The 25,914-nt window shown below is 67.2% G+C and carries 24 protein-coding genes and 1 tRNA gene; 11 read left to right on the top strand and 14 right to left on the bottom strand.

What is annotated here, in order from left to right; genetic code table 11:
• Positions 1-21 precede the first annotated feature (21 nt).
• Positions 22-915, top strand: a complete 894-nt coding sequence (locus tag F6A08_RS01210) for a rhomboid family intramembrane serine protease (protein ID WP_017203870.1) — start codon at positions 22-24, stop codon at positions 913-915.
• 287 nt (positions 916-1,202) lie between these two features.
• On the opposite strand, the gene F6A08_RS01205 is transcribed toward F6A08_RS01210, so the two are convergent.
• Positions 1,203-1,442, bottom strand: a complete 240-nt coding sequence (locus tag F6A08_RS01205; RefSeq protein ID WP_017203871.1) for a cell division protein CrgA — start codon at positions 1,440-1,442, stop codon at positions 1,203-1,205.
• A gap of 103 nt (positions 1,443-1,545) precedes the next feature.
• Between F6A08_RS01205 and F6A08_RS01200 the strand changes: the two genes are divergently transcribed.
• The 3 genes from F6A08_RS01200 to F6A08_RS01195 are packed head-to-tail and all read left to right on the top strand — an operon-like array spanning position 1,546 to position 3,153.
• Positions 1,546-2,340 carry a class E sortase gene (locus tag F6A08_RS01200; RefSeq protein ID WP_017203872.1) on the top strand — a complete coding sequence of 265 codons (795 nt, stop codon included), beginning with the start codon at positions 1,546-1,548 and terminating at the stop codon, positions 2,338-2,340.
• Positions 2,341-2,368: 28 nt separating this feature from the next.
• Positions 2,369-2,524: a hypothetical protein gene (locus F6A08_RS17585; protein WP_017203873.1), complete on the top strand. Its 156-nt coding sequence runs from the start codon at positions 2,369-2,371 to the stop codon at positions 2,522-2,524.
• Positions 2,521-3,153 carry an anthranilate synthase component II gene (locus tag F6A08_RS01195; RefSeq protein WP_026049931.1) on the top strand — a complete coding sequence of 211 codons (633 nt, stop codon included), beginning with the start codon at positions 2,521-2,523 and terminating at the stop codon, positions 3,151-3,153. The genes F6A08_RS17585 and F6A08_RS01195 overlap by 4 nt, the downstream gene beginning before the upstream one ends.
• Before the next feature lie 22 nt (positions 3,154-3,175).
• Here F6A08_RS01195 and pknB read toward each other — a convergent pair whose 3' ends face one another.
• From pknB to F6A08_RS01160, 7 genes are all read right to left on the bottom strand, one after another.
• Positions 3,176-4,867 (bottom strand): Stk1 family PASTA domain-containing Ser/Thr kinase, encoded by a 1,692-nt coding sequence (gene pknB, locus F6A08_RS01190; RefSeq protein ID WP_124894432.1) that lies wholly within the window; start codon positions 4,865-4,867, stop codon positions 3,176-3,178.
• A 43-nt stretch (positions 4,868-4,910) separates the two neighbouring features.
• The gene (locus F6A08_RS01185) at positions 4,911-6,662 is read right to left on the bottom strand and encodes a serine/threonine-protein kinase (protein WP_225855690.1); all 1,752 of its coding nucleotides are present in this window, start codon (positions 6,660-6,662) and stop codon (positions 4,911-4,913) included.
• A complete protein-coding gene (locus tag F6A08_RS01180; protein WP_151458373.1) occupies positions 6,659-8,113 on the bottom strand; it encodes a peptidoglycan D,D-transpeptidase FtsI family protein in 1,455 nt (484 codons plus the stop codon). The genes F6A08_RS01185 and F6A08_RS01180 overlap by 4 nt, the downstream gene beginning before the upstream one ends.
• A gap of 75 nt (positions 8,114-8,188) precedes the next feature.
• Positions 8,189-9,574, bottom strand: a complete 1,386-nt coding sequence (locus tag F6A08_RS01175) for an FtsW/RodA/SpoVE family cell cycle protein (protein WP_151458372.1) — start codon at positions 9,572-9,574, stop codon at positions 8,189-8,191.
• Positions 9,571-10,875 carry a PP2C family protein-serine/threonine phosphatase gene (locus tag F6A08_RS01170; RefSeq protein ID WP_017203879.1) on the bottom strand — a complete coding sequence of 435 codons (1,305 nt, stop codon included), beginning with the start codon at positions 10,873-10,875 and terminating at the stop codon, positions 9,571-9,573. The genes F6A08_RS01175 and F6A08_RS01170 overlap by 4 nt, the downstream gene beginning before the upstream one ends.
• Positions 10,876-10,882: 7 nt before the next feature.
• A complete protein-coding gene (locus F6A08_RS01165; protein WP_151458371.1) occupies positions 10,883-11,398 on the bottom strand; it encodes an FHA domain-containing protein FhaB/FipA in 516 nt (171 codons plus the stop codon).
• Positions 11,395-12,120, bottom strand: a complete 726-nt coding sequence (locus tag F6A08_RS01160) for an FhaA domain-containing protein (protein WP_151458370.1) — start codon at positions 12,118-12,120, stop codon at positions 11,395-11,397. Before F6A08_RS01160 ends, F6A08_RS01165 begins: the two co-directional genes overlap by 4 nt.
• A 145-nt stretch (positions 12,121-12,265) precedes the next feature.
• Here F6A08_RS01160 and F6A08_RS01155 point away from each other — a divergent pair.
• Positions 12,266-12,348, top strand: a tRNA-Leu gene (locus tag F6A08_RS01155).
• A gap of 157 nt (positions 12,349-12,505) precedes the next feature.
• On the opposite strand, the gene F6A08_RS01150 is transcribed toward F6A08_RS01155, so the two are convergent.
• Together F6A08_RS01150 and F6A08_RS01145 are read right to left on the bottom strand one after the other, a co-directional pair.
• A complete protein-coding gene (locus tag F6A08_RS01150; protein WP_151458369.1) occupies positions 12,506-13,342 on the bottom strand; it encodes an alpha/beta fold hydrolase in 837 nt (278 codons plus the stop codon).
• A 211-nt stretch (positions 13,343-13,553) separates the two neighbouring features.
• Positions 13,554-14,273 (bottom strand): YoaK family protein, encoded by a 720-nt coding sequence (locus tag F6A08_RS01145; RefSeq protein ID WP_192576656.1) that lies wholly within the window; start codon positions 14,271-14,273, stop codon positions 13,554-13,556.
• Between the two features lie 162 nt (positions 14,274-14,435).
• Between F6A08_RS01145 and F6A08_RS01140 the strand changes: the two genes are divergently transcribed.
• On the top strand, positions 14,436-15,647 hold the full coding sequence (locus F6A08_RS01140) for a cupin domain-containing protein (protein WP_124894438.1): 1,212 nt from the start codon (positions 14,436-14,438) through the stop codon (positions 15,645-15,647).
• Between the two features lie 87 nt (positions 15,648-15,734).
• Here the strand turns inward: F6A08_RS01140 and F6A08_RS01135 are convergent, their stop codons facing one another.
• Positions 15,735-16,700, bottom strand: coding sequence for a Dyp-type peroxidase (locus F6A08_RS01135; protein WP_151458367.1), 966 nt, complete (start codon positions 16,698-16,700; stop codon positions 15,735-15,737).
• 217 nt (positions 16,701-16,917) lie between these two features.
• Here F6A08_RS01135 and F6A08_RS01130 point away from each other — a divergent pair, with 217 nt between their 5' ends.
• Positions 16,918-18,123 (top strand): MFS transporter, encoded by a 1,206-nt coding sequence (locus F6A08_RS01130; protein WP_124894440.1) that lies wholly within the window; start codon positions 16,918-16,920, stop codon positions 18,121-18,123.
• Between the two features lie 53 nt (positions 18,124-18,176).
• Here the strand turns inward: F6A08_RS01130 and F6A08_RS01125 are convergent, their stop codons facing one another.
• Positions 18,177-18,704 carry a DsbA family protein gene (locus F6A08_RS01125; RefSeq protein ID WP_151458366.1) on the bottom strand — a complete coding sequence of 176 codons (528 nt, stop codon included), beginning with the start codon at positions 18,702-18,704 and terminating at the stop codon, positions 18,177-18,179.
• An 11-nt stretch (positions 18,705-18,715) separates the two neighbouring features.
• Positions 18,716-19,216 carry a redoxin domain-containing protein gene (locus F6A08_RS01120; protein ID WP_124894442.1) on the bottom strand — a complete coding sequence of 167 codons (501 nt, stop codon included), beginning with the start codon at positions 19,214-19,216 and terminating at the stop codon, positions 18,716-18,718.
• 211 nt (positions 19,217-19,427) lie between these two features.
• Here F6A08_RS01120 and F6A08_RS01115 point away from each other — a divergent pair, with 211 nt between their 5' ends.
• Positions 19,428-19,811, top strand: a complete 384-nt coding sequence (locus tag F6A08_RS01115; RefSeq protein ID WP_124894443.1) for a nuclear transport factor 2 family protein — start codon at positions 19,428-19,430, stop codon at positions 19,809-19,811.
• Positions 19,812-19,816: 5 nt separating this feature from the next.
• Here the strand turns inward: F6A08_RS01115 and F6A08_RS01110 are convergent, their stop codons facing one another.
• On the bottom strand, positions 19,817-22,663 hold the full coding sequence (locus F6A08_RS01110; protein ID WP_151458365.1) for a helix-turn-helix transcriptional regulator: 2,847 nt from the start codon (positions 22,661-22,663) through the stop codon (positions 19,817-19,819).
• 168 nt (positions 22,664-22,831) lie between these two features.
• On the opposite strand from F6A08_RS01110, the gene F6A08_RS01105 reads away from it, so the two are divergent.
• From F6A08_RS01105 to F6A08_RS01095, 3 genes are read left to right on the top strand one after another with little or no spacing between them, the layout of a single operon-like run.
• The gene (locus tag F6A08_RS01105) at positions 22,832-23,674 is read left to right on the top strand and encodes a helix-turn-helix domain-containing protein (RefSeq protein WP_151458364.1); all 843 of its coding nucleotides are present in this window, start codon (positions 22,832-22,834) and stop codon (positions 23,672-23,674) included.
• Positions 23,671-24,975, top strand: coding sequence for a helix-turn-helix domain-containing protein (locus F6A08_RS01100; RefSeq protein WP_124894446.1), 1,305 nt, complete (start codon positions 23,671-23,673; stop codon positions 24,973-24,975). The genes F6A08_RS01105 and F6A08_RS01100 overlap by 4 nt, the downstream gene beginning before the upstream one ends.
• On the top strand, positions 24,972-25,850 hold the full coding sequence (locus F6A08_RS01095; RefSeq protein ID WP_124894447.1) for an alpha/beta fold hydrolase: 879 nt from the start codon (positions 24,972-24,974) through the stop codon (positions 25,848-25,850). Before F6A08_RS01100 ends, F6A08_RS01095 begins: the two co-directional genes overlap by 4 nt.
• Positions 25,851-25,914: the final 64 nt, after the last annotated feature.

Below are 25,914 nucleotides of genomic sequence, written 5' to 3'. Positions count from 1 at the left end.
CGACAGCTGCGGCCGATCCGGATGACCACGCCTGAGTTCACGAGCAATCGCGACAACTTCTGCTACCGGCATCCGGATCGGCAGAGCTTCGTGCTCTGCCAGCGGTGCATGCGCACCATCTGCCCCGAGTGCCAGACGCAGGCAGCAGTCGGCGTCATCTGCCCGGAGTGCATGAACGCCGAGCGCAAGAACCGCACGCCGGCCCAGAAGAAGGCCGCGCGCCGTTGGGGCTCTCGTAGCGGCACGACGATGACCGCCGTCCGCAGCGGCAAACCGGTCGTCACGTATGCGCTGCTCGCCATCACGTCCTTCATCGGACTGGTGCAGCTGATCCCCGGCATCGGTCAGGAGATCACCTCGCAGCTGCTGTTCGCCGCTCCGTATCTCTACCCGAACCTCTCCATCCTCCCGTTCGAGCCGTGGCGACTGCTCACCGCGATGTTCGTGCACGGCGGGTTCATCCACCTCGCGCTGAACATGCTCGCCCTGTGGATGCTCGGGCAGAGCCTCGAGCCGCTCCTCGGTCGGGCCCGCTTCCTCGCGATCTACCTCATCAGCGGCCTGGGTGGTTCGGTGATGGTCGCCTGCCTCGCCCCGACCACCGCGACGGTGGGCGCCTCGGGGGCGATCTTCGGCCTGATGGCGGCTCTGCTGATCATCGGGCGTCACATCGGAGCGAACGTCTCCGGTCTTCTGGTGATCCTCGGCATCAACTTCGCCCTGGGCTTCTTCATCGGGAACATCGCGTGGCAGGCGCACCTCGGCGGGGCGATCGTCGGCGCCCTGGTCGCGCTCATCTACACGCGCACGAAGCGACGAGATCAGCGCACCTGGCAGATCGTGCTTCTCGCCGCAGTGGTGGTCCTGTTGATCGTCATCGTCGCATTCGTGCCGCCGCTGCTTCTTTTGTCCTGATCCCGAGTTGTTAACAGGGTTGTTAACCCCTGTGAATAACACCGGTGTAATTCTCCCCAGGCTGGGGATAGATCTGTGGATAAGTTCGTCGGGAACGGACGCAGACGACTTCCCTTCGCTCGCAGAGCGGGTTCCCTCCCGCTTCGCGGGCCCCTCCCGATGCTCGCGCCGGGAACAACCCCGCTCCCTTGCGTGCGTGTGAACCCGCTGCCTTGGCGTGCGTACCCTCGCTGTGGGAATGCGAAAGGCCCCTCGCGACGCGAGGGGCCTTTCGGGAAGAGAGGTGGTCAGCGCCAGCGGGTGGTCATCAGGAAGCCGATCAGGGCGATGCCGAGACCGATGGCCAGGTTCCAGTTGTCGAGACCCGGGATCGGGAACTGCATGCCCGAGATGTAGAAGACGAGGATCCAGGCCAGCCCGAGGAGCATGAATCCGATCATCACCGGCTTGAACCACACGGCGTTGGGAGCTGCCTCGCCTTCGGCGCGCTCGACGACGGGTTCTTCACTGTTGCGGTCACGTGCCATTCCGTCATTGTACCCATGACACCTGTCCCTCGCCGAGGTCCCGGTGCCGCGCTGCGCCCTGGCACTTCGCCATCCGCTCAGCGTTCCCGGATATGATCGCCGCATGACTGCATCCGTCGTGCCTGGGGGGCGACGTCGGCGGCGAGAGCGGCCCCGCTCACGCGCCACGTTCGCGAGCGTTCTCGGCGAGCTCCTTCTCACCGCGGGCGTGCTGGTGCTGCTGTTCGTCGCCTGGCAGATGTGGATCGGCGACATCATCATCGCCGCTCAGAAGAACGACGAGGGCGCGGCGATCTCGCAGCAGCTCGCACAGGCCGAGCCGCCCGCGCTGCCACCGGTGGTCGAGGGCGACGATGGCACGACCGCATATGTGCCGCCGGTGCCGGCCGCACCGGCGGATGGCGAGTGGTTCGGACAGATGCACATCCCCCGCTTCGGCGCGGACTACAACTTCGGGATCTACGGCGGCACGAGCCGTGCGCGCACGCTCGACCAGAAGGGGATCGGGGTCTACACCAACTCGAAGATGCCCGGCGAGGTCGGCAACTTCTCGATGGCGGGTCATCGCACCACCTGGGGCAAGCCGTTCAACCAGCTCGACAAGCTGCAGATCGGCGACGCGATCGTCGTGGAGACTCCGGACGGCTGGTACACGTATCGGTTCCGCACGCTCGAGTACGTGAAACCGACGCAGACGGACGTGCTGGCCGACGTGCCGCAGATGCCCACGCAGCAGACCGGCGAGCAGTTCATCACGCTCACCGCCTGCTCGCCGCTGTACTCCCTCGCCGAGCGCATCGTCGCCTACGGGGTGTTCGAGAGCTTTCAGCCCCGGGCCGAAGGACCGCCCACCGCCCTGACCGAGACGCCGCCTCCGCCGGCAGCGCCCTCCGTATGACCGTGCACGCCGACAAGGGAGAAGTCTGATGTACGCCGCACTCTGGCGCCTGCTGCCCGGACCGTGGTGGGTACGCGTCCTCATCCTCGTGATCGTCATCGCTGCCGTGCTGTACGGCCTGTTCTGGTACGTCTTCCCGTGGCTGAGCCCGATCATCGCCCCCGGCGAGGTCGACGTCGAATGACACGAGTCCTCGTGGTCGACAACCACGACAGCTTCGTGCACACGCTCGTCGGCTACCTCCACGAACTCGGCGCCGAGACCACGATCGTCGAGGCCGATGCCACCGACGCCGCCGAGCTCGAGCGCATGCTGGCCGGATACGACGCGCTCCTGCTCTCCCCCGGACCGGGCGCACCGGTCGATGCGGGCGCCTCTCTCGACGCGGTGCGCATCGCCGCACGGCTGCGCACGCCGACGCTCGGGGTGTGCCTGGGGCACCAGACCATCGGCGCAGCGCTCGGCACCCCGGTGACGGCGGCGTCCGAGCTCATGCACGGCATGGTCTCCCGTGTCACCCACGACGGCTCCGCCCTGTTCGACGGCATCCCCACCCCGTTCGCGGCGGGGCGCTATCACTCGCTGGCCCTCGCGGAAGAGGACCTGCCGTCGGAGGTCGTCGTCACGGCCCGGACCGAGGACGGCACGGTGATGGCCCTCGCCCACCGGGAGCTGCCTCTGCTCGGCGTGCAGTTCCACCCCGAGAGCGTGCTCACCGAAGGCGGCTACCGCCTGCTGGCCAACTGGCTGCGGCTGGTCGGCGACGAGGACGCGGTGGCGCGCGCCCGGAATCTGCACCCGCTGTCGCAGTGACCGCCGAGCACCGGCCGCGCGACTACTCCCCCGTGCAGTAACGCAGCTCGACGGACGTGCCGACGGGCACGTCACCGGGCGCCGACGACATCGAGTGGACGGTCGGCGGCTCGGTGGCGGGGCAGTCGCCCTGCTCGACGGGGACCGGTGTCAGTCCGAGATCCGAGAGGTTGGTCGACGCCGCATCGACGGTCCACCCCACGAGGTTCGTGAGAGTCACCTTGCCGCTGGCGACCACCAGGTTGACCACCGTTCCGGGTGCGAGTTCGGCGTCGGCGTCCTCGCTCGCGGAGATCACGGTGTTCGCGGCCAGACCCTTGTCGTTGCGGGGGATGACGGTGCCGAGCGAGAGCCCGGCCGACTTCAGCGCATTCGTCGCGGCATCCAGGGACATTCCCTCGATCTTCGGCATCACCACCGTCTCCTCGCCCGAGGAGACATGCAGTGTGACCGTCGAACCCTCTTCGACGGAGACACCGGCTTCGGGGTCGGTGCTGATGACATTGCCTTCGGCGATATCCGTGCTCGACTCGATCACGACCTTCGCGGTCATGTCGAGCTTCGCCAGGTCGTCCAGCGCACGCTCGGAGGAGACGTTCACGAGGTCCGGCATGATCCGCGCGGAGTTCGGAACCTCGGGCGGCCGCATGCTGATCGTGAACACCCAGAACACCACGGACGCCAGAAGCACGGCGAGCAGTGCGACGCCGGCCCAGATCCAGGCGACGGGCGGGCCCGACTGCGTCCGCGTCATGGTCGTGTCGGTGCTGAGCTGACGCAGCGAGCGCGCGGTCTCCTGCGCCTGGCGCGGGCTCGGGCCGTACAGCTCGCTCGTGAGCGCGCCCAGCTGCTTGCGAGTCGGCGCGTTCCCGGTGACGGCGGCGTCCAGGGCCGCGCGGAAGTGCGCGGCATCCGGGTAGCGCTGGTAGGGGTCCTTCGCGAGCGCGCGCAGCACGATCGGGTCGAGGGCACCCGGCGCATCCTCGTTCACCTCGGTCGGCGGGACCGGCGTCTCACTGACGTGCTGGTAGGCGACGGCGACGGGGGACTCGCCGCGGAACGGCTGACGACCGGTGAGCAGCTCGTAGAGGACCACACCGGTGGAGTACAGGTCGGCGCGGGCGTCGACGGGCTCGCCCTTGGCCTGCTCGGGCGAGAAGTACGCGGCGGTGCCGATGATCTGCGTGGTCTCCGCGACGGTCGAGGAGGAGTCGGAGACGGCGCGGGCGATGCCGAAGTCCATCACCTTGACCTGACCCTTGTCGGTCACCATCACGTTGCCCGGCTTGATGTCGCGGTGCACGACGCCCGCGCGGTGCGAGTAGTCGAGCGCCTCGAGGATGCCGTCGACGTAGCGGACGGCATCGGCGACCGGCACCGGCCCAGCGGCGATGATGTCCTTGAGCAGGGTGCCCTTGACCAGCTCCATCACGATGTACGGCGGCTCGTCGGAGGAGCTGTCGATCGCGGAGGGGTCCCCGGCGTCGTACACGCGCACGATCGACGGATGCGACATGCGGGAAGCCGCCTGCGCCTCCAACCGGAAGCGTGTGCGGAAGGCCGTGTCCCGCGCCAGCTCCCGGTCGAGGATCTTGATCGCGACCTCACGCCCTAGGGTCAAGTCGTATCCGCGATACACCTTCGCCATCCCGCCGTGCCCGATGAGCTCGTCGACGCGGTATCGCCCCGCGATGACTCGTGGCTCTGTGGACACGTACGACCCCCCTGGAACTGCGGTGAATGACTGGATCTAAAGGTTACCCTTCGGTGTCGGCCTCGCCGTCACCGGGGTCGGGTGCGGCGGTGATCGGGACCGAGAGCGCCGGCGAGGCGGCGGAGGTGCGCTGGTCGCCGCCCGAGCACATGCCCTGGTAGGTGACGAGCAGCTGCTGTCCCGGAGCGTCCGCGACCTTGATCTGCGTGTTGCGCTGGGTCGGCTGGAAGTTCGGACCGCCCGACACGAACGTCCCGTTCTGGACCGACACGACGTATCCGGAGAGCGTCGTTCCGCTGGGGCACGTGAAACCGGTGCCCCAGGAGATCGTGACCGTGCTGCCCGCGACCGGGTCACCCGTGATGGTGGGGGCGTCGGTCGGCGTCGGGATGGCGGCGCGTGCGGCGTAGATCGTGAGGGTGATCGGCGTCGTCGTCTCCACGTTGCCCTGCGGTACGACGTTGTAGACCGTGCCCACCTCGGCGTCCGAAGGCGCGGGGTCGCCCTCGGGGCAGGTGATCTCGCTGTTGACGAAGCCGGCGTTCTGGAGCGTGGTCGTGGCCGTCCCGCAGTCCATGCCCACGAGGTTCAGGGCGCTCACGTTGACCCTGGTGACCTCAGGGGTCGGCTCCGGGGTCGGGGTGTTCGAGGGAGTCCGGCTCGCGGTCGTCGCCGGCGGCGTGGCCGTGGGCTCGTCGTCGTTGCCACCCTGGTTCAGGAGCGCCAAGAGCGCCCCACCGAGCACGATCACGAGCAGCACGATCAGAGCGATCAGCGGCCACGTCCAGGGGCTGCGCTTCTTCTTCTTCTTCTCCTCCTCGGCGAGGGCGGCCTCACCGGCCGGGAGCTGCGCCGTGGTGGGGAGGATGCGCGTCGTGCCGTCCGCGCCGGAGGACGTGAGCATGCGGGTCGCGTCGTCGTCGCCGGCGATGCCGCCGGTCGCGATGGCGGGCACGGCGATCGCGGCGGAGTTCAGGTCGCCGCGGCGCAGGGCCTGTGCGGCGCGCGCGACGGTCGCGGAGGAGGACGGACGGTCGCCCGGCTTCTTCGCGATCATCGCCATCACGAGGTTCTGCACCGGGATCGGCACCGTCGGCGGCAGCGGCGGCGGCTGCTCGTTGATCTGCGCCATCGCGATGGCCACCTGGGACTCGCCGGTGAAGGGGCGCTTGCCCGCGAGGCACTCGTACGCGACGATGCCGAGCGAGTAGGTGTCGGTGGCGGGAGATGCCGGGTGGCCTGACGCCTGCTCGGGCGAGAGGTACTGCACGGTGCCCATGACCTGGCCGGTCGCGGTCAGCGGTACCTGGTCGGCGATGCGGGCGATGCCGAAGTCGGTGATCTTCACGCGCCCGTCGGGCGTGATCAGCAGGTTTCCCGGCTTGATGTCGCGGTGCACGAGACCGGCGGCGTGCGCGGCCTGCAGGGCGGATGCCGTCTGGGCGACGATGTCCAGCGTCTTGTCGGCGCTCAGCGCACCGTCACGCTCGAGCACGGTCGACAGAGCCTCGCCGGGGACGAGCTCCATGACGAGGTAGGCGCTGCCGTTCTCCTCGCCGTAGTCGAAGACACTGGCGATGCCCTCATGGTTGACGAGAGCGGCGTGCCGAGCCTCGGCGCGGAAGCGCTCGAGGAACCCGGGGTCCCCCATGTACTCGTCCTTGAGGATCTTGATGGCGACGGTACGTCCGATGACGTGATCCGTCGCCTCCCACACCTCGCCCATGCCACCGATCGCGATACGCGACTGCAGCTCGTAACGACCACCGAACGACACACCCTGCGTCGGCCTCATCTGCCCAGCACCGCCTCTATGACCTTCTTCGCAATCGGAGCGGCGATGGTGTCGCCGCTGCCTGATTGTCCCTGTCCGCCGCCGTCTTCGACGACGACCGCTACTGCGACCGCGGGGTCGTTCGCCGGCGCGAAGCCGGTGAACCACAACGTGTGCGGCCTGTTTCCGTTCTCTGCGGTGCCCGTCTTACCGGCCACGTCGATCCCGTCTATTCTTGCACCCTGGGCTGCGCCCGTTGCGACGCTCGCGACCATCGCGGCGGTGACGTCGTTCGCCACATCCGGCTCCATCGCGCGGCCGAACTCGCTGTTCTCGAACGCCTTGATGACCGACAGATCGTTGCCGATCACCGCGTCCACCATGCGGGGATTCATCACCACGCCGTCGTTCGCGAGGCCGGCCGAGACCATCGCCATCTGCAGCGGCGTCGCGGTCACCTGACCCTGTCCGAAGCCCGTCAGCGCGGTCTGCGCGTCGTCGAGGGCGCGCGGGTAGCTCGACGGCGTCGAGGTGAGAGGAGTCTCGAAGGACTTGTTGAAACCCATCTTCTCCGCCATCTCGCGGATCGTGTCGTCGCCGAGCGCGACGGCCAGCTCGGCCATCGGGATGTTGCAGCTGAGGCGGATGGCCTCCGCGATCGTGACGGTCTCGCCGGGACCGCAGGTGCCGCCCCACGCGTTGGAGACACGGTTCGACGAGCCCGGAAGCGTGTACGACACGGGGTTCGGCAGCGTGGACTGCGGGTTCCAGTCGCCGGTGGCGTAGGCCGCAGCGGCGACGACCACCTTGAACGTGGACCCGGGAGGGTTGAGGTCGCCGGCGATCGCGCGGTTCGACAGCGGCTTGCCCGGGTCGGCGACGAGCTGATCGTAGGTCGCGTTGGCGGCGTCGGCGTCGTGGGTCGCCATGGTGTTCGTGTCGAAGCCGGGCGTCGACACCATCGCCAGGATGCGTCCGGTCTTGGGGTCCATCGCGACGACGGCGCCCTGCAGACCGCCGAGCGCCTCGTACGCGGCCTTCTGAGCGGCGGTGTCGAGCGAGAGCTCGACGCTGAAGCCGCGCTGGGGCTGGCCCGAGAGGATGCGCTCCACCTCGCCGAGGAACGCGTTCGCCCCGGTGCCGGACAGGTCGGCGTTCATCGCCTTCTCGATGCCGGTGCGGGAGTCGAGCGCCGGGTTGAAGTAGCCCGTCACGGGCTCCCACATCGGGGCGTCGGCGTACACGCGCTGGAACTGGTACTGGTCGTCGCTGGGGACCGAGTTCGCGATGGCCACACCGTCGACGATGATCGAACCGCGCTGGATCTCGTAGCTGTCGAGCCGGGTGCGCTTGTTGTGGGTGTTCTGCGCCAGGCTGTCGGCCTCGACGACCTGGATCCAGCTGGTCGCGGCGAACAGCGCGAGGAACATGAACAGCATCACGATGCTGAGGCGGCGGAGCTCTTTCGTCATGCGACGCCCCCTCGGGCGGAGTGCGCGGCGGTCACTGAGCGAGGAGCGAAGCGACGAGTCGGAGAGTTCGTCATGTCAGCCGATCACCACCCGCGGTTGGCGGCGGACGCCGTCGGAGATGCGCAGCAGCAGCGCCACGATGAGCCAGTTGGCCACGAGGGAGGAGCCACCGGCCGCGAGGAACGGCGTGGTCAGACCCGTCAGCGGGATCACACGGGTCACGCCGCCGACCATGATGAACACCTGCAGCGCGATCGTGAACGACAGGCCGGTCGCGAGCAGCTTGCCGAAGTCGTCCTGACCGGCGAGGCCGATGCGCATGCCGCGGCTGACGAACACCATGTACAGGCAGAGGATGGCGAACAGCCCGATCAGGCCGAGCTCCTCGCCCAGGCTCGTGATGATGTAGTCGCTGTGCGCGAGCGGGGTCACCTCGGGGCGGCCCTGTCCCCAGCCGGTCCCGATGAGTCCACCGCGGGCCAGGCCGAACAGACCCTGCATGGGTTGGTAGCCCGCGCCGTCCGGATCCACCTGGTTCGCGTCGAAGAGGAAGAGCCAGTTGATGAAGCGGCCGTGCACGTAGCTGAGGATCTGCGTCGCGACCGCGACGCCGGCGACCACGAGGGTCAGACCGATGAGCACCCAGCTCGTCTTGCCGGTGGCGACGTAGAGCATCGCGACGAACATCCCGAAGATGAGCGTTCCGGTGCCGAGGTCGCGCTGGAAGACGATGATGCCGAGCGAGATGATCCAGACGACGAGCACGGGCCCGAGCTCCCGCATGCGCGGCCACGTGATCCCGAGGACCTTCTTGCCGACGGAGGTGAGGCTCTCGCGCGTGCGGACCAGGTACCCGGCGAAGAAGATCGCGAGGCAGATCTTGGCGAGTTCGCCGGGCTGGAACGCGAACACGCCGCCCAGCGAGACCCAGACCGCGGCGTTCGCGTCGGGGATCCGCAGTCCGGGGATGAACGGGAGCAGCAGGAGCAGGATTCCGGCGAGGCCGAAGATGTACGTGTACCGGAACAGCACGCGGTAGTTGCGCAGCAGGATCACGACGATGATCGCGCCGGCGAGGGAGATCGCGGTCCAGGCCAGCTGCTTGGTCGAGTACGCGTTCCAGCCCGTGTTCTTGAACGCGATGTCGATCCGGTAGATCATCGCGATGCCGAGGCCCGTGAGCAGCGTCGCGATCGGCACCACGAACGGGTCGGCGTCTGAGGCCACGAAGCGCAGCACGATGTGCAGGGCGAAGGCGAGGGCTGCGAGACCGCCGCCGATCGCGAGGATCATCGGGTCGATCACGCCGAGGGCGCCGAGCTGCACGAGGGTCAGGGCCGCACCGCTGATCGCGCAGGCGAACAGGAGGAGCCAGAACTCGCGGTTGCGCTGGGTCTGCGGCATGCGAAGGCGTCGGAGCGCCTTGATGACGGTGGTGTCGGCCTGCACGTCGGTGCTCATCCCTCACCTCCGGCGGGCGTCTCGCTCGGAGTGGGCACCGGGGTCGGCAGCGGGGTCTGCTCGATCACGTTCGCGTCGGCACCGGCGCGGAGTCGGTCCACGATCGCCATCGCGTCGGACAGCGAGCGCGCGGTGATGGTGCGCTCGACCGAGGCCCGCTGATACGGCGGCAGGTTCGCGAGGAGGATCTCGGTGTCCTCCACCGGCGTGGACAGGGTGATCGGGCCGATGTTCTGCTGCACGCCCTGGAAGATCACCACGCTGTCCTCATCCGCGCCGATGAAGTAGCGCGTCTGCGTCCAGCTGTAGGCGGCGAATGCCGCGAAGGCGAGCATGGCGACGACCACGAGCGCTCCGGCGATCCAGCCCAGCCGGCGGCGCTTGGCGCGGCGGCGGTCTTCTTCGATGAGCTCCTCGAGGTACTCCGGCGCCGGCTCGAAGTGGCTGGGTTCGTTCGCTGCCTGCCGCACCGGGTGCAGCCAGCTGGAGCGCGGCGGCCGCACGGGAGGCACGTAGACGCCGTCGGGGTTCGAGGCCGAGCCGACGATGGTCGGGGTGCCCGAGTGGATCGGGTGCTGCCCGCCGACGTCGACCAGGACGATCGTGACGTTGTCGGGGGCGCCGCCGTCGAGGGCCTGCTTGAGCAGGTTGTCGGCCGTGCGACCAGGGGCGAGGCCGAGCTGCATGGCCTTGAGGATGTGGGGCTCATCGACCACACCGGACAGGCCGTCGGAGCACAGCAGCCAGCGGTCGCCGGGCTGCGTGTGCATGACGAACATGTCGAGCTCGGGGTCCGAGTCCATGTCGCTGAGCACCCGCATCAGCACGGAGCGGCGAGGGTGGTAGCGCGCTTCCTCCGGGGTGATGCGGCCGGAGTCGACCAGACGCTGCACGAACGTGTGGTCGGCGGTGATCTGGGTCAGCGCGTCGTCGCGGTACAGGTAGATGCGCGAGTCGCCGATGTGGCCGATGACCGCGTACTCGTCCACCATGATGATCGCGCTGAGGGTGGTGCCGAGGCCGGCCAGCTCCGGGCGGTCCTTGGCGGCGCGGATGAGGTCGCCGGCCGCGGTCGTCGCCGCGGCCTGCAGGGCCGCCTGCGCGTCCTCGGTCGAGGAGTAGGCCTGGTCGAGCGGCTCCAGCCGCTGGATCGCGATGCTCGAGGCGACGTCGCCTCCCGCGTGGCCGCCCATGCCGTCGGCGACGACGAACAGGTTCGCTCCGGAGTACCCGGAGTCCTGATTGTTGGAGCGGACCTTCCCGGTGTGGGAGATCGCGACGCTCGAGCCCTCGAAGACCATGCCGGTGTCAGGCTCGCAGCTCGAAGGTCGTGGCGCCCACCTTGATGGGGGTTCCGAGCGAGAGCGTCACGGGCGAGGAGCCGACGCGCTGCCCCGCGACGAAGGTGCCGTTCGTGGAGTCGAGGTCCTGGATCGCCCAGCTGTCGCCGCGCAGCATCAGTCGGGCGTGGTGGCTGGAGGTGTAGTCGTCGCGGATCACCAGGGCCGACTCGCTGGAGCGTCCGATCGTGAGGGAGTCGGCGCTGAGCGGCAGCTCGAGACCGGCCTTCGGGCCCGAGGTGATCACGAGGCGCCTGGCGGTGGCGACGGTGGCCGGGCCGCTGGACGGACGGGAAGGCGACGGCTTCGCCGCCGGAGCCGCGGTGGGAGCGGGAGCCGGAGCGCCCGCGGTGGCCTCTGCCGGGAGCTTGCGCACGCGGACGCCGAACAGGTCGGCGCGCAGCGAGTAGACGACCCCGAACACGAAGAACCACATCAGGATGAGGAACCCGACGCGCAGCAGGAGGAGGATCAGTTCACTCAACCGAGGGCTCCGAACGCTCGGGTGGCGTCGTCGCCGCGCGAGGCAGGGCGGGACGGCGTCGCGACGGGGACGATCCGGAAGACCAGATCGGTGCGCCCGATCGTGATGGTCGTGTCGTTGGGGAGGGCGGCTTCGCGGAGCTTCTGCCCGTTGACCTTCGTGCCGTTGGTCGATCCGAGGTCGCGCATCATGGCGCGCTCGCCGTCCCAGAGGATCTCGACGTGCTTGCGGCTCGACCCCGCGTCCGCGATCGTGATGTCGGCGTCGGACCCGCGCCCGATCACCGTTCGCGCTCGCGAGATGGAGTGACGGCGGCCGTCGACGTCGACCACGGCCTGCCAGCTGACCCGGCCCTCGACCGTGCCCGAGTTCACCCGCACGGTGCCGGTGGCGATCTTCTCGTCGGCTTCGAGCGTGATCGACAGCGGTCCCGCGAAGCTGTAGCCCTGCGCCTTGGCGTGCTTGGTGAGGAGCGCGTGCAGTTCGTCGGTCAGCGCACCGCCCAGGCCGCGCATCCGCTCCGAGTCGTCGGCACTGAGGCGCACGACGTAGCTGTTGGGGGCGATGATGCGGTCACGGCTGACCACGGCCGCCTTCGTGTCGGCCTCGCGCCGCAGCGCCGAAGCGATCTCCACAGGCTGGATGCCGCTGCGGAAGGTCTTGGCGAACGCGCTGTTGACTGCGCGCTCGAGACCCTTCTCAAAGCTGTCAAGTAGTCCCACTGGGCTCCTCTGGCATGCCGGCTGGTAGGGACATCGTAGCCAGGTGTCCTGGGGGAACGCCGCCGATGACCCCCGTCGCGTGTGCAACGAGGCCGAAAACGCATGATATCTTTGGGAAGTTGAGTTCCTCGGAACGAGACGACTCGCGCGAGTGGCGGAATGGTAGACGCGCTGGCTTCAGGTGCCAGTGTCCGTAAGGACGTGGGGGTTCAAGTCCCCCCTCGCGCACAGTATGGCCCTGTTCTTTTCAGGCCAATGTGTTCGTGTAATGGAAGAGCCGGTCAGACCAGTAGTCTGACCGGCTCTATCTGTTGGGGCTGATCGCCGCACAGCACAGCGGCCCGTTCGAGATCGTCGAGCGGACCGCTGTGGACTGCGACGGAGTCTACTTCTGGATGAAGGCGAGGATGTCGGGGTTGATGACCTCCGCGTGGGTGGTCAGCATGCCGTGCGGGAAGCCCTCGTAGATCTTGAGCTCCGAGTTCGCGAGGAGCTCGTGCTGCTTGAGAGCGGCATCCTTGTACGGGACGACCTGGTCGTCGTCGCCCTGGAGGACGAGAACCGGCACCGTGATGGCCTTGAGGTCCTCGGTCTGGTCGGTCTCGGAGAACGCCTTGATGCCCTCGTAGTGGGCGAGAGCGCTGCCGGTCATGCCCTGGCGCCACCAGTTGGCGATCACGGGCTCGGAGAGCTCCGCACCATCACGGTTGAAGCCGTAGAACGGACCCGACGCGACCGCCTGGAAGAACTCCGCGCGGTTGGCCGCCAGCGCCTCGCGGAAGCCGTCGAAGACGGAGAGGGGAGTGCCCTCGGGATTCGCTTCGGTCTGGAGCATCAGCGGCGGGACGGCGGAGACGAGGACGGCCTTCGCGACACGGCCCTGGGGCTGGCCGTACTTCGCGACGTAGCGGGCGACCTGTCCACCGCCGGTCGAGTGGCCGATGTGGACGGCGTTCTGCAGGTCGAGGTGCTCGACGACGGCATTCACGTCGCTGGCGTAGTGGTCCATGTCGTGGCCCACGGCGGTCTGCGAGGAACGGCCGTGGCCGCGGCGGTCGCTGGCGACGACGCGGAAGCCCTTGCCGAGGAAGTAGAGCATCTGGGCATCCCAGTCGTCTGACGAGAGGGGCCAGCCGTGGTGGAACATGATGGGCTGAGCGTCGCGGGGACCCCAGTCCTTGAAGTAGATGTCGGTTCCGTCTTCAGTGGTCACGAAGGACATGAGAACTCCAGGTTGTTGAGTCGGGTAATGCCCGAATTCGGCGAGGGTTTGCCCCGCACGGGTCGGCGGGACTACTCAAAAGTAGTGAAGGGCCGGCACCGGGAGGTCAGACGATTGTCGGAACCTGGTTCACATCCGCTTCGGCCCCGCGGAGGGCGCCGAGGACAGCGTCGATGCCCTTGTCGGACACCGCCATGGACGCGTCGACCCCTCACGGTGTGGGGTTGTTCTGCGACGGGTCGACAAGGCCCGCCTTCCCAGCGCGCAGCCATATCACGACAAGAGTTGCGGCCGCGGCGACAAGGGAGCCGCTCGCCCAGATCCTGTCCAGCGCGAATCCGACGCCGGCGCCGAGAAGGAAGGCCATGAGTACGACGAGGTACGCGCTCGCTGGTGTCAGATGCCTCTCACCGTCATCGAAGATGCCGCGGCCGACCGCGCGCCCGAGCAGGCTCGCGGCCATCTGGACGACGGATGTGACGGCGATGTTGCCGTAGAGCATCCCCGTCTCTCTGTGGAACGCGTTCCCCTGCACACCGGCCACGAAGCTGATGGCGCACGCGAGCGCGAACGAACTGAGGGGTGTCATCGAGGAAAGGAGTACGAGGATTCCGATGGCGCTGACTTCGAAGAGGAGAACGCCTCGTGAATACTGCTCCTCTCTCCGAGAGCACCACAGCACGTACAGGCTGCATACGAACGCGCCCAGAACGAAGGCGAGGATGCTCGCCATGGCGGTCACCACGCGGGGAGCGTCACCGTCGGCGGCGAAGTAGCCGACAGACAGCAGGTTGCCGGACTGAACAGTCGCGAACGTGCCGACCTGACCGAACGTCCAGGCATCGAGCAGCGAGGACGTGAGAGCAAGCCCTGCGGACGCGGGAACTGATTCCAGCAGCGGGTAGGCATGCGCGGCGATGCGCGGCGTCAATGACATAGGACCTCCTGAACGATGCCGTTCCATCACACTCGCGCCGGCAGGAGCGACGATCCGACGAGAGTCGAGCCTGGTTCCGTCAGGAAGCCGTATCGATGCGCGAGCGCGGGAGGCAGACTCCCCGGTACCGTTCGGAATCCCATGAAGGAGCAGCGCATGCCCACGTCCGAGAACGCCCACATCGGGCACGAGGTCCCCACACTCGGAAACCCCGACCTGCCGCAGGAAGGCGAGGTGAACATCGCCGATCGCCCGCAGAGCAACAAGATGACGGGCCCGCAGAACGGGGCCATCGAATCCCAGTTCCCGAACCAGATGCACGCGCCTGCGACGGACATCAGCACGCAGCCGTTCTTCTGGTCCTCGTTCAACATCTCTCCGCGGCGTGTGCAGCGCGGCGGCTGGGCCCGCGAGCTCACGAAGCAGGACTTCCACATCTCCGACGAGATCGCCGGGGTGAACATGTACCTCGAGCCCGGCGGCATCCGTGAGCTGCACTGGCATCAGACCGCGGAGTGGGCGGTCATGACCCGCGGGAAGGCGCGCGTCACCACCCTCAGTCGTTCCGGGCTGCCGGCCGTCGAGGACGTGGAGGAGGGCGATCTGTGGTTCTTCCCCGCCGGCACCCCGCACTCCCTGCAGGGGCTCGGCCCCGACGGCGCGGAGTTCGTCCTCGCCTTCGATGACGGCGACCAGTCCGAGTCGAACACACTGCTGCTGACCGACTGGTTCGCACACACGCCGCCCGAGATCCTCGCGAAGAACTTCGGCGTCGCCCAAGAGGTGTTCTCCGACATCCCGCTGCACAACCTCTGGATCTTCCCCGGCGACGAGCCGCCCGCACTCGAGGTCGACCAGGCAGCAGCCGGTGTGGAGTGGGGCATGGAACCGGTCATCTTCCGCCTGTCGCGGTCGAAGCCGCTCTACGAGAACTCTGGCGGGTCGATCCAGATCGCCGACTCCACCAACTACGAGTACTCGAGCACCGTCGCCGCGGCTCTCGTGACCGTCGAGCCCGGGTCTATGCGCGAGCTGCACTGGCACCCGAACGCCGACGAGTGGCAGTACTACCTGCGTGGTTCCGCGCGGATGACGGTGTTCAACACCGGACCGCACGCCAACACCACGGACTTCCGTGCCGGTGACGTGGGCGTCGTGCGGAAGAACCTCGGTCACTACATCGAGAACACGGGTGACGATGTCCTGCAGTTTCTCGAGGTGTTCCGCACCGACAAGTACGAGGAGATCTCACTGGCGAACTGGTTGGCGCACGTGCCGCCGCAGCTCGTGACGGCGCACCTGAACATCGACCCAGCGGTGCTCGCGACCTTCCCGCGCGGAGCGCAGGGCATCACGCCGCTGCACTGAATCGGCTCAGTGAGACGGCGTCGAGGCTCATCGCCTCGGCGCCGTCCTCTGCTCAGCTCGTCGCCGCGATGTGCCGGGTGCTCTCGCTCACGACGCGGTGCGACTCGCCTCCGGCGCGTGCGCCGAGGCGAGTTCGCCGGCGGACGGCGCGAAGAAGACCGACCCGGTGAGAGCGGTGGAGAAGTCGAGCAGCCGGTCGTGCATGCCCGCCGGCTCTCCGATGAACATGCGCTCGAGCATCCGCTGGATCACCCACAGATGGCGGGAGTAGCCGAGGAAGTACGTGCCGAATTCACCGGCACCGGGGCTCCCGAACGGCATGTTGTCCCTGATGATGTCGTGCTCGGTCCCGTCGTCGTCCTCAATGGTGGCGAGGCTCTTGTGCGACTGCTGGTGTCCTTCAGCGGCATCGTCCAGCTCGATGTTGTCGACCTTCGAGCGGCCGAGGATCATCTCCTGCGTGTCCGCCGGCAGCGCGTTCCACGCGGACATCGCGTGCACGTACTTCTGCGTCACGACGTAGGTCCCGCCCCGGTGGGCCGGGTCCTCATCGCCGACGAGGACGGCCTCGTCCACCTCCGGCCCCACGGGGTTCGCGGTCCCGTCGACGAATCCCAGCAGGTCACGTCGGTCGAAGGAGCGAAAGCCGACCGTCTCATCGACGACGGTCACGGCGTCTCCGAGCGCGTCCAACAGCCGAGTCTCGAAGAAGAAGCAGACGTCAGCCCGTTCCGCGCGGATATGGAACAGAAGGTCTCCGTCGGTTGCAGGTGCACTGTGCGTCGCACCCGCGACCGGTGTGAACTCGCGAAGCTCTTTCGGCCGTGCAGTGCCGACCAGAGAAGTCCAGACTCGGGTGCCGATGCCGACCGTGCAGGTGAGGCCGGCGTCGGGGAAGCGGAACGTGATCGCCTTCATCGTGTCGGCGAGTCCGGTGAGCGTCTCCCGCACCGTGTCAACGCCTGAGGGAGTCACGTTCACGATGAGGAAGACAGCGTTGGAGGTGAGCGGCGCTCCGGCTGCTTGCGTGGGACCGCTGATCACCGTGCTCATCGTGACATCCTTCCCGTGGCTGAGGGTTCCAGTGTCTCGAGCGGTCGTGGACTCGTCATGCGACACCTGTTGAATTCCGCTCCGACCGTTCGAGCGCGCGGCTCTCGACATCCGTCGAATGCGATGACGACACCGGATGCGGGTGAGTGGCGCGGCTGAGGCGTAGCGTCGGCGAAGGCTGCGGTGAACCTCCGCGCCGGACGCGAATGAGGATGCGATGACAGCTACTTCCGAACTCATGGCCACTCGACGACAGCGCACTGCCCCGTTCTGGGTCGTCGCCATCGCCTTCCTCCTCGTGATGGCGTACTCGACGGTCCCCACACCGCTGTACCCGCTCTACCAGGAGCTCGACGGGTTCCCCGTGTCAGTGGTGACCGTCGTCTTCGCCGCGTACGCAGTCGGGGTCGTCGCGAGCCTGTTCCTGCTCGGGCACGTCAGCGACTGGATGGGTCGGCGGCGCATGCTGGTCATCGCCATCCTGGTATCTGCGTTCTCCGCGGTCCTGTTCATGATCTTCACCGATGTGGCAGGCCTTCTCGTCGCTCGCGTCATCAACGGCGTGAGTATCGGCGTCCTCACCGCCACCGCGACCGCTCATCTCGGCGAGTTGCGCGCAAACGCACGACCGGACGAGAACGCGATCGTCGCCGCCTCCGTCGCCGGTGGCGCGAACCTCGGTGGTCTGGCGCTCGGACCGCTCATCGGAGGCCTGTTCGCCGACTACCTTCCCGATCCGCTCCACCTCCCGCACACCGTGTTCGCGCTCGTACTCATCGCGCTCGCCATCGCCGTTGCCCTGGTTCCCGAGACCGTCACACCTGAGCGACGGCGGTACCGTCCGCAGAAGATCGCGGTGCCGGCGTCCGCCCGCGGTGCGTTCGTCGCAGCGGGATTCGCTGCCTTCGCCGGGTTCGCGTTGTTCGGTCTGTTCACCTCCCTCGCACCGACCATCCTGGTCGGGACGTTCGACGAGCGCGGTCACCTCACCGCCGGCATGACGGTCTTCATCGTGTTCGGGTCTGCAGCAGCGGCTCAGGTGCTCCTTGCGCGCGTCGCTCGCCGCACGCAGTTGCTGTTCGCTGCCCTCGCATGCGGTAGCGGACTGGTGGCCATCGCCGTCGGTGCTCTCGCTCCGTCGTTCTGGCTGTTCCTGGTGGGAGGGCTCGTCGCTGGTGCCGGCGTCGGCGCCTTGTTCAAGTGCGCCCTCGCGACTGCGTCGGAAGTGGCAGAGCCCGGGCGGCGGGGCGAGACGCTCGCGGCGATCTTCCTCGTCGCGTACTGCGGCTTGGCCATCCCGGTGCTCGCCATCGGCGCTGCACTGACGGTGATCCCGCAGATCGTGGTGCTGCTGGTCTTCGTGGCAGCTGTCGCCGCAGTCACCGTCGTGGCGGCTCTGCGCATGCGGCGAATCGCCCGCTGAACACGAGTGAGGGAGGTCCGTGCAGCCGCACCGGACCTCCCTCACTCGTGTGCTCAGCGATCGTGTCCGAGAGCAGCGGAGATGGCTGAGGGAAGTTCAGCGGTTCCGCCGTCGAGGCGCTGTCCGTTGAGGAAGAAGGTCGGGGTTCCATTCACGCCACTGCGGATGCCGCCCTCCTCATCTGCCTGAATCCGGGCGAGGTACTGCCGGCTTTCCGCGGCCGTCCGCAGTTCCACCAGGGAGAGTCCGAGCGTCGTGCAGATTTCTTCGTAGAGCGTTCGACCCAGACGTCCCTGGTTCTCGAACAGCAGATCGTGGGCCTCCCAGTACTTCCCGTGCTCGCCGGCGAACTCCGCCACGAATGCCGCATCCACGGCCTCGGCGTGCACATCGGCGAGGGGAAAGTTGCGGAAGATGAAACGGATCTGGTTTCCGTGCTCGGCCAGCAGCTCCTTCACGACGGGGTAGGCCGCACCGCAGTACGGGCACTGGTAGTCGCCGTACTCCACGAGGACGACCTTCGCGACTTCCGGCCCGGTGCTGTGGTCCTGGGCGGTGACGGGGATACGAAGCGAGGACATGGCCTCTCCTTTCACTGAGCGGTTGTGTTGGGTGCCGGGGGCAGCGCGCCGAGTGCGTCGAGCACGCCGTCCACACCGGGGTTGAGAGCGACGGGCGAGAGATAGCTCCAGGCGATGGTTCCGGCAGCGTCGATGACGAACAGTGCTCGGCGGCTTTCGCCGGTCACCTCGTCGTACGCGCCGTACCGGCGAGAGACTTCGCCTTTCGGCTCGAAGTCGCTGAGCAGCGGAAAGTGCAGCCCGTGAGCCTGGGCGAACGCCTCGTGCGACCAGACGTTGTCGACGGACACCGCAAGCACCTGCGCGTGGCGTTCGTGCAGCAGCGGCAGGGCGGCGTTGACGACGGAGAGCTCATCCCCGCAGACGGGGCTCCAGTCGGCAGGGTAGAAGGCGAGGACGACGGGCGCACCGCGCAGCTCGCTGAGGTTCAGGACCTGGTCTGCGGTGACTCTCAATGCGAAGTCGGGAGCCGGTGTCCCAGCGGGAAGTATCGACGGGGTGTCGTCAGGCATGAGATCTCCGATCCACTGCATGCCGTAGCCCATCCACGGCACCGCCCACGCTACGAAGCGAGGGCAGGCCGCGCTTCCGACGAATGACGAACCTCGGTACATCGCGCGTGCAGGCATGCACAGCGTGTCGATGAGGGACTGGACGGACGTCGGAAGGACGCACGCGGATGCCGCCTTAGCGTGAGATCACCGACAAGAACGGAGGTGCACCGTGGACGACGTTCACCGCGAAGCGCTCGGTGGCATACAGCAGTTGGAGCGCGAGCTCATCGTTCGCGACTTCGTATCCCTCCTGAACGACGGGGCGCACAGGGAGCTCTACCCGTTCCTCACCGATGACGTGCTGTACCGCCCATCACCGGCTCGAATCATCGAAGGACGGAGTGCCGTGACTCGCATGCTCGCGGACATGCACGCGAGCTTCGATGAGTGGTCGACGACCATGGTTTCCGTCGCGGTGCGGGGCGATACCGTCCTGACCGAGCAGCGGCTGCGGCTCCGTCTCGCAGGCTCCGCCGCCGTCGAGGTGATGGGATTCTCCAGCTTCCGGCTGCAAGGGTTCCAGATCTGTGCGTGGCATCAGGTCCATGCGTGAGCGGTCTAACCTGCATGACGGCGCTGCCGACGCTTTGCCTCCCAGCCACGAAGCTCGGCCCGGGAATTCACACCGGTCTTGGCGTACATATGACGAATGTGGGAGATGACCGTGTGGGGCGACATGAACAGGGCATCCGCGATCTGCTGCGTCGTCGCGCCGTCGGACACGAGGTCGAGGACCTGCTGCTCCCGTGCCGAGAGAAGCTGGGGCTTCTGCAGCTGACGAGGCCTGCGGAGGATCCCGCGGCCACGCAACGCCTGCAAGACGCGACTCGCATCGCGCACCGCCCCTAGAGACTCGTAGATGGCGAGCGCTTCACTGAGCGAAGCGACGGCACGGTCGGCTTCGTGATCCACGGCGTCGCACTGCTCGAGGACGCGCGCGAGCACGAGGGGGCGCGACAGCTCGCGGAGCACGGACACCGCCTGGCTCGCTGGCGCGAACTCGCCGGAGACTCTGCTCTGCACGGCCGCCGCTATCGCTGCGGCCAGCGGATTCCTCGGGTTGTGCCGATGACGTCTCTCTGCCCGCGCGGCCACCGCGGCCGCCATGGAGGAGTCGCCTGTGCTGAGGGCGAGATCGAGGAGGACGAGATCGTCGGCGAAGTCGACGGGTGTCGTCATCGCGGGGATGGGCTGATCCAGCGACTGCACGGCGAGATCTGCCAACTGCACGGCCTCCGCCCACTGGCCCCGGTCGATGGCAGAGAGAGTGAGCATCCATCGTCCGGCTCTGGTGACGCCCGGCCCTTCGGCCAGGGCCGTCATGATGGGTCCTGCCTGCGCGCGGGCCTGCACGTCCCCTGTGTGCAGGGCGATGCGGAAAAGCACGACGCCAGCGGTGGCGTGAGCGAAGTCTCCGAGATTCAGTTCTTCGGACAGCGACAGGACCGATTCGGCTTGGACGCGCGCGTCTTCCAGTCGCCCGAGTTCGTACAGGACACGGGCTCGGATCATCATCCAGTACGCCTCCGCAACGACGGCGTGCGCACGACGCGAGTCTGCGAGCCCGGCATCCACCATCGCGAGCGCGCGATCCGGATCGCCGAGGGAATTGTGCAGGAAAGCAGCCCACAACCCTTCGGGAAGCCACCGAGCAGGATCCAGCCCTGCCTCGGAGACGCGCGATGTTGCGGCCTCGATGAGACGGACCGCCTCGTCGAAGCGACCACTGTTGAGCGCGTACACAGACTCCGTGGCGTCGACAGTCGCCAGAGCGAGGTGGTCGGTCGCGGGGTCAGCTGTCTCGCGAGCTCGTGCGAGAGTCTCTGTGAGCCCGACGAAGTCGGCCTTGTTGGCGCAGTTCAACGCGCGCACTGCGAGAAGCTCCGCACGGGTCTGTCGGGCGATATCGGGGAGCGCCAGCGCCAGATCGCACGTCGCGATGGCCTGGTCGAAGGATGTCTCTGTCTGCCTGCGAGCCACTGCCAGCATCGACCGCGCTCGTGATTGTGGGGAGAGGTAGGGAGTGAGGTCGTGAGCCGCTGCGTCCGCGGTCACATGGCGTCCATCGGCCCACAGGTACGGCAGCATCTCTGCCGCGTCTTCCGCGAATTGCGGCACATGGCGGGCCAGCTGGAGAGCTGCCTCAGCGAGGTCCGCCGCCTGGGCGGAGTCTGATGATGCGAGCTGGTGAGCTGCGCGACGGATCAGGTCGAAGGAGTCGCGGTCGCCCGGGTACGCGGTCTCCACCAATGCCGCGGCCACAGCCGACGCTGGTTCACCCGAGGCGATTCTCAGTCGAACGACCTCGCGGAGCATGGCCCGGCGAAGTGCAGACGGGATGGTTGCCTCCGCTGCTTCGCGAATCGTGTCGTGGAGGAACGACATCCTGTCATCATCTTCGACGAGAAAATCGCCGGCCAGAAGTTGCTGTATCGCGGGAGCGGAGCTTATGGCGGTCTGACCTGTCGCAGCCAGCACATTGCCGAGGGTGAACGTGCGACCGAAAAGGCTTGCGACCTGAGCGAAGTGCAGCGCCTCCGGGGAGAGCTGTTCGATGCGGACACGCGATGAGGCACCGAATCGCGCGGGAATCGCATCGGTCACCGCGTCGACAACCCCATCCTCCTCCACGAGGAGATTCTCTTCCCGCAGACCCCGCATCATCTCGACGATGAGGAGCGGTACGCTCGCCGTGCGTTGGAGAGCATCCACCAGCTTCGGTCCAGGCTTACCACCAGCGAGGTCCGCAGCGATGGCGCGAGCTGCCGTCGCCGCCACGGGAGACAGATCAAGGATCACCCCGTTCGCTTCCAAGAAATGAAGAGACTGAGAATGCGCTGCACGTGCGCGTCCCGTTCGGCTGGCGAGTACCCAGGCGATGGGTTGGTCGCCCAGCTCACGTACAAGGGAGACCAGGACAGTCAGCGAGGACGCGTCAAGCCACTGCAGGTCGTCGACGACGACCACGACACCCTCGCCGTCGGTCGCAGCGCTTTCCAGGCCGTCCGCGAGAAGCCTGGTCACCCAGTACTGCGGCTCGGAACCGGCGAGTGCAGCGCGAAGGTCGGTGTCACGGATCAGCGCAGGCTCGGAGCGGCGGCCGGCCTCGAGGAGCGCTCCGAGCGGAACAGCGCTCGAGTCGACGTCGGGCGTGATGGTGAACGTCCGCCAGCCACGGGACTCGGCTGCCGCGATGAGTTCGGCAAGTATCCGCGTCTTGCCCATACCCGGGCGCCCACGAAGGAGCACGGGACGTCCGCGTCCGCTCATCGACGCGGTCATGGCATCGAGCATCGCCCCGACTTCGCTCGCACGTCCACGCAGAGGGCTCGCCGGTGTCTCCGTAGCGCCTGCAAGATACATCCGATCTGACACTGGGGTCGGGCCGGAGGGGCGATCCTGCATAGACCGATTATGGCAAAGCCACGACCGCCATCTGGCTCCGGGTCAGCCTGGTTCGACTCGCGATCGACAGGATGTGGGGATATGGATGCCCTGCGCAGGTGATGTGGACGAGGAGCGCGGGACCATACGGTGACTGACGATCCCCCGAATCTGCCCCGAAGGACCCTGATGAACGCTTCCTCCCTCAATCTCGGTCACTACCTTCGCGCTCGCCGCGCCGTGGTGCAGCCGGAGGAGGTGGGGCTGGACCGGCAAACCGGGCGACGAGTCCCGGGACTGCGCAGACGCGAGGTCGCTGAACTCGCGGGAATCAGTGCCGAGTACTACCTGAGGATCGAACAGGGTCGCGTGCCCCGCCCTTCCGAGCAGGTTCTTACCGCATTGGCCGGCGCGCTTCGCCTGGGTGCGACCTCGTTCGCCTACATGATGCAGATCTCGTCTGACCGTCCGTTCGCGCCGAGCGAGCCACCAGCGGACTCCGCGGACAGGATCACTCGGACTCTGGGTCGCTGGACGCACACGCCGGCGTATATCTCCGACCCGTACCGTGACATCGTGGCGTCGAATCCGTTGGCGACGGTGTTCGGCTTGGGTGGTCTCTCCGTGGGCGGAAATCAGGTCATCAACCTCTTCAATGCCCGCATGAAACGCACGCTCGTCGAGTGGGAGGAGATGACTCGGTCGGCGGTCGCGACGCTGCGTCGTGATGCACATCCTGACGCGCCTCGGCTTCGAGAGATCGTCGACGAGCTCTCGAGCGACCCGGATTTCTCGAGGATCTGGGCGCGGCATGATGTCTCAGGCCCTGAGGATGCCCTGTTTCGCGTCGACATCGATGGTGTCGGGACGATTCCCGTGGACGCTCAGAACTTCGCGATCCGTAGCATGCAGGGGTATCAGCTCACCGTGCTGTCCGCGCCGTCGGGCACGATCACGGAATCAGTCTTCGCTTCGCTCGCCGCAGGATTGCCCGGCGGCGCGCCCTCATCGCTCGCCGGCGCAGAGCAATGACGGCTCTGCGAAAGGGGTACGAACTCGGCCTCCCAGGGTTCGCATCCTCGACCGTAGCGTCAATCCTCGGGGACAAGAACGACCGATGGGATGACCACCAGATGCACGATTCCGAGACGCGACTGCTGGGGCGCAGTCTGGACCTGCAGGACCTCGTCGACGAGCTGGCCGAGACCCTCGGCCGGTCGGTCGTCATAAACGACAACGCGTACCGACCGGTCGTCTCCAGCGTCCAGGGCGACGAGATCGACGACCTTCGGGCCCGAGCCCTTCTTCGTCGAGGTACTCCCGCACGAGAGCGCGAGTACCTCGAGAGCCTCCACCTCCCGCTTGCTCGAAGGCCCCAGACTGTGGATCTACGGCAGTTCAACGCTCACGAGCGGTTAGCTGTCCCGATTCGATCCGACGACGAGCTGCTCGGGTTCCTGTGGCTCATCACAGGAGGACTCCCGCCGCTGCGGGAGGAGCACTTCCGCGCTATCGACGCGGCGGTCGATGTGGTGCGGGACTCGCTTTCGGCTCGCGCGCACAACCATGCCCTGTCCGCGCGCGAAACCGTCATGCGTTCTCTGTTGGCGAGCGACCCTGTTGTCCGGAGAGACGCACTGAGCGTTGCTGTCCGAGCACATGGCGTGACGCGCGGGGAGGAGACCGTCGTTCAGGCGGTCGCCATCGGTCATGACACGGGAGTCGTCCAACGGGCGTCGCTCGGGCGTGCACTGGAGAGCGTCGCGAGAGCAACGTTGACGTTCATCGGCGAGGTCGGCGCGGCGCTGATCTTTCTCGGTCGCGCGGACAGCGTCGAGCAGGTGAGCACGATGGTCGCCGCGGAAGCCGAACGTGCCGGAGTGCTCCTTCGGGCCATCGGCTCGGCTTCCCTCTCGGAGACGGATCATGACCTTCGCCCCGTCGTCGATCGAGCGTTGGCGACGGCGGCTGTGGCGGAGATGCTTCCACAACTCGGGACCAGTCTGCGCGCCGAGGAGATCGGTCCGTGGCTGCTGATAGCGGATGTGGTCACCGACCCGAATCGGCTGCAGTGGTACTCCCCTGCCGCCTACGCTCTGATCCACGACTCCGACCAGCTCCGACGCCACACCGTCGAGGCGCTGCTTGACAACGCTCACCAGGTCCGGAAGGTCTGCGACGTGCTGCACATCCACCGGACCACGTTGTACTACCGGTTGGAGAACATGCCTGACGTCGTGCGCGACGCGCTCGACGACGGAATGAAGCGCAGTGCACTGCACCTCGGCTTGAAGCTTGCCGCGTATTGGGAGAATGCCGGTCACATCCGATGAAGTACGAGGAGCGCACGGTTCGCACCACCGATGGTGTCGCACTTGTCGTTCGCGACACCGGCGGCGACGGAGTGCCGCTCGTCCTCCTGCACGGCTGGTCACAGTCCCAGGCGATGTTCCGCGGACAGCTTGAGGGACTCGCTCCCCGGCGCGTCATCACCTACGACATGCGTGGCCATGGCGATTCCGAGAAGCCGCTGTACGGCCTCCGCATCGCGCGACTGGCCGCCGATCTCCGTGATGTTCTGGCTGACCTCTCGCAGCCGCAGTTTGACGTTCTCGGGTGGTCCATGGGGGCGTCGGTCATCTGGTCCTACCTTGAATTGTTCGGGTCCGGCCTCGTTCGCTCACTCACACTTGTCGACCAACCATCTGCTGTGGTCGCCCAGGCGTGGATGTCATCGGCCGAGACCGCGTCCGCGGGCAGCATCCTCCCCGTCGACGGACTTTCCGCCCTCGCCGCGGCCATCGCGTCCGACGACGGCGAAAGCGCGGTGCGTGCGTTCGTCAGAGGCATGTTCACCGGGCCGGTGGATCACGATCTGTGGGAGTTCATAACCCAGGAAGTAGGGAAGACGCCCCGCCAGATCGCGGCTCCGTTGCTCTTCGACCACGGCGCTCAGGATTGGCGCAGCCTGTTGCCCCGTATCCGGATACCCACCCTCGTCTTGGGATGCGATGGCAGCCACGTGTCTCCCGACTCGCAGCGCGACGTCGCCTCCCGCATCCCTGGATCGGTCGTTCACATCTTCCCTCGCGACGTCGCGAGCTCCCACTTTCCGTTCCTCCAGAATCCGGCAGCCTTCAACGACGTGGTCGCTGAGTTCCTGCGGTCGGTCGATTCTCGCGCGTGCGACATCCGTCCAGTGAAGTGACGACAGTCCGTCGGATCGTCTGAAACATCGCTCGGCCTAGCTTCGAAGCAGGGCCGGATACACC

The organism is Microbacterium algeriense, from assembly GCF_008868005.1.
Taxonomy (GTDB): Bacteria; Actinomycetota; Actinomycetes; order Actinomycetales; family Microbacteriaceae; genus Microbacterium; species Microbacterium algeriense.
The sequence above is the reverse complement of the archived record's forward strand: the minus strand, read 5'-3'. Positions and strand labels throughout refer to the sequence as shown.

Excerpts from the sequence above, each read along its gene's own strand:
- F6A08_RS01170 (WP_017203879.1), bottom strand. The coding sequence starts at position 10,875 with ATGGTCTTCGAGGGCTCGAGCGTCGCGATCTCCCACACCGGGAAGGTC.
- F6A08_RS01100 (WP_124894446.1), top strand. The coding sequence starts at position 23,671 with ATGACGGCTCTGCGAAAGGGGTACGAACTCGGCCTCCCAGGGTTCGCA.
- F6A08_RS01140 (WP_124894438.1), top strand. The coding sequence starts at position 14,436 with ATGCCCACGTCCGAGAACGCCCACATCGGGCACGAGGTCCCCACACTC.
- F6A08_RS01105 (WP_151458364.1), top strand. The coding sequence starts at position 22,832 with ATGAACGCTTCCTCCCTCAATCTCGGTCACTACCTTCGCGCTCGCCGC.
- F6A08_RS01200 (WP_017203872.1), top strand. The coding sequence starts at position 1,546 with ATGACTGCATCCGTCGTGCCTGGGGGGCGACGTCGGCGGCGAGAGCGG.
- F6A08_RS01135 (WP_151458367.1), bottom strand. The coding sequence starts at position 16,700 with ATGAGCACGGTGATCAGCGGTCCCACGCAAGCAGCCGGAGCGCCGCTC.
- F6A08_RS01095 (WP_124894447.1), top strand. The coding sequence starts at position 24,972 with ATGAAGTACGAGGAGCGCACGGTTCGCACCACCGATGGTGTCGCACTT.
- F6A08_RS01205 (WP_017203871.1), bottom strand. The coding sequence starts at position 1,442 with ATGGCACGTGACCGCAACAGTGAAGAACCCGTCGTCGAGCGCGCCGAA.
- F6A08_RS01175 (WP_151458372.1), bottom strand. The coding sequence starts at position 9,574 with ATGAGCACCGACGTGCAGGCCGACACCACCGTCATCAAGGCGCTCCGA.
- F6A08_RS01150 (WP_151458369.1), bottom strand. The coding sequence starts at position 13,342 with ATGTCCTTCGTGACCACTGAAGACGGAACCGACATCTACTTCAAGGAC.
- F6A08_RS01130 (WP_124894440.1), top strand. The coding sequence starts at position 16,918 with ATGACAGCTACTTCCGAACTCATGGCCACTCGACGACAGCGCACTGCC.
- F6A08_RS01110 (WP_151458365.1), bottom strand. The coding sequence starts at position 22,663 with ATGCAGGATCGCCCCTCCGGCCCGACCCCAGTGTCAGATCGGATGTAT.
- F6A08_RS01125 (WP_151458366.1), bottom strand. The coding sequence starts at position 18,704 with ATGTCCTCGCTTCGTATCCCCGTCACCGCCCAGGACCACAGCACCGGG.
- F6A08_RS01210 (WP_017203870.1), top strand. The coding sequence starts at position 22 with ATGACCACGCCTGAGTTCACGAGCAATCGCGACAACTTCTGCTACCGG.
- F6A08_RS01120 (WP_124894442.1), bottom strand. The coding sequence starts at position 19,216 with ATGCCTGACGACACCCCGTCGATACTTCCCGCTGGGACACCGGCTCCC.
- F6A08_RS01180 (WP_151458373.1), bottom strand. The coding sequence starts at position 8,113 with ATGACGAAAGAGCTCCGCCGCCTCAGCATCGTGATGCTGTTCATGTTC.
- F6A08_RS17585 (WP_017203873.1), top strand. The coding sequence starts at position 2,369 with ATGTACGCCGCACTCTGGCGCCTGCTGCCCGGACCGTGGTGGGTACGC.
- F6A08_RS01195 (WP_026049931.1), top strand. The coding sequence starts at position 2,521 with ATGACACGAGTCCTCGTGGTCGACAACCACGACAGCTTCGTGCACACG.
- F6A08_RS01185 (WP_225855690.1), bottom strand. The coding sequence starts at position 6,662 with ATGAGGCCGACGCAGGGTGTGTCGTTCGGTGGTCGTTACGAGCTGCAG.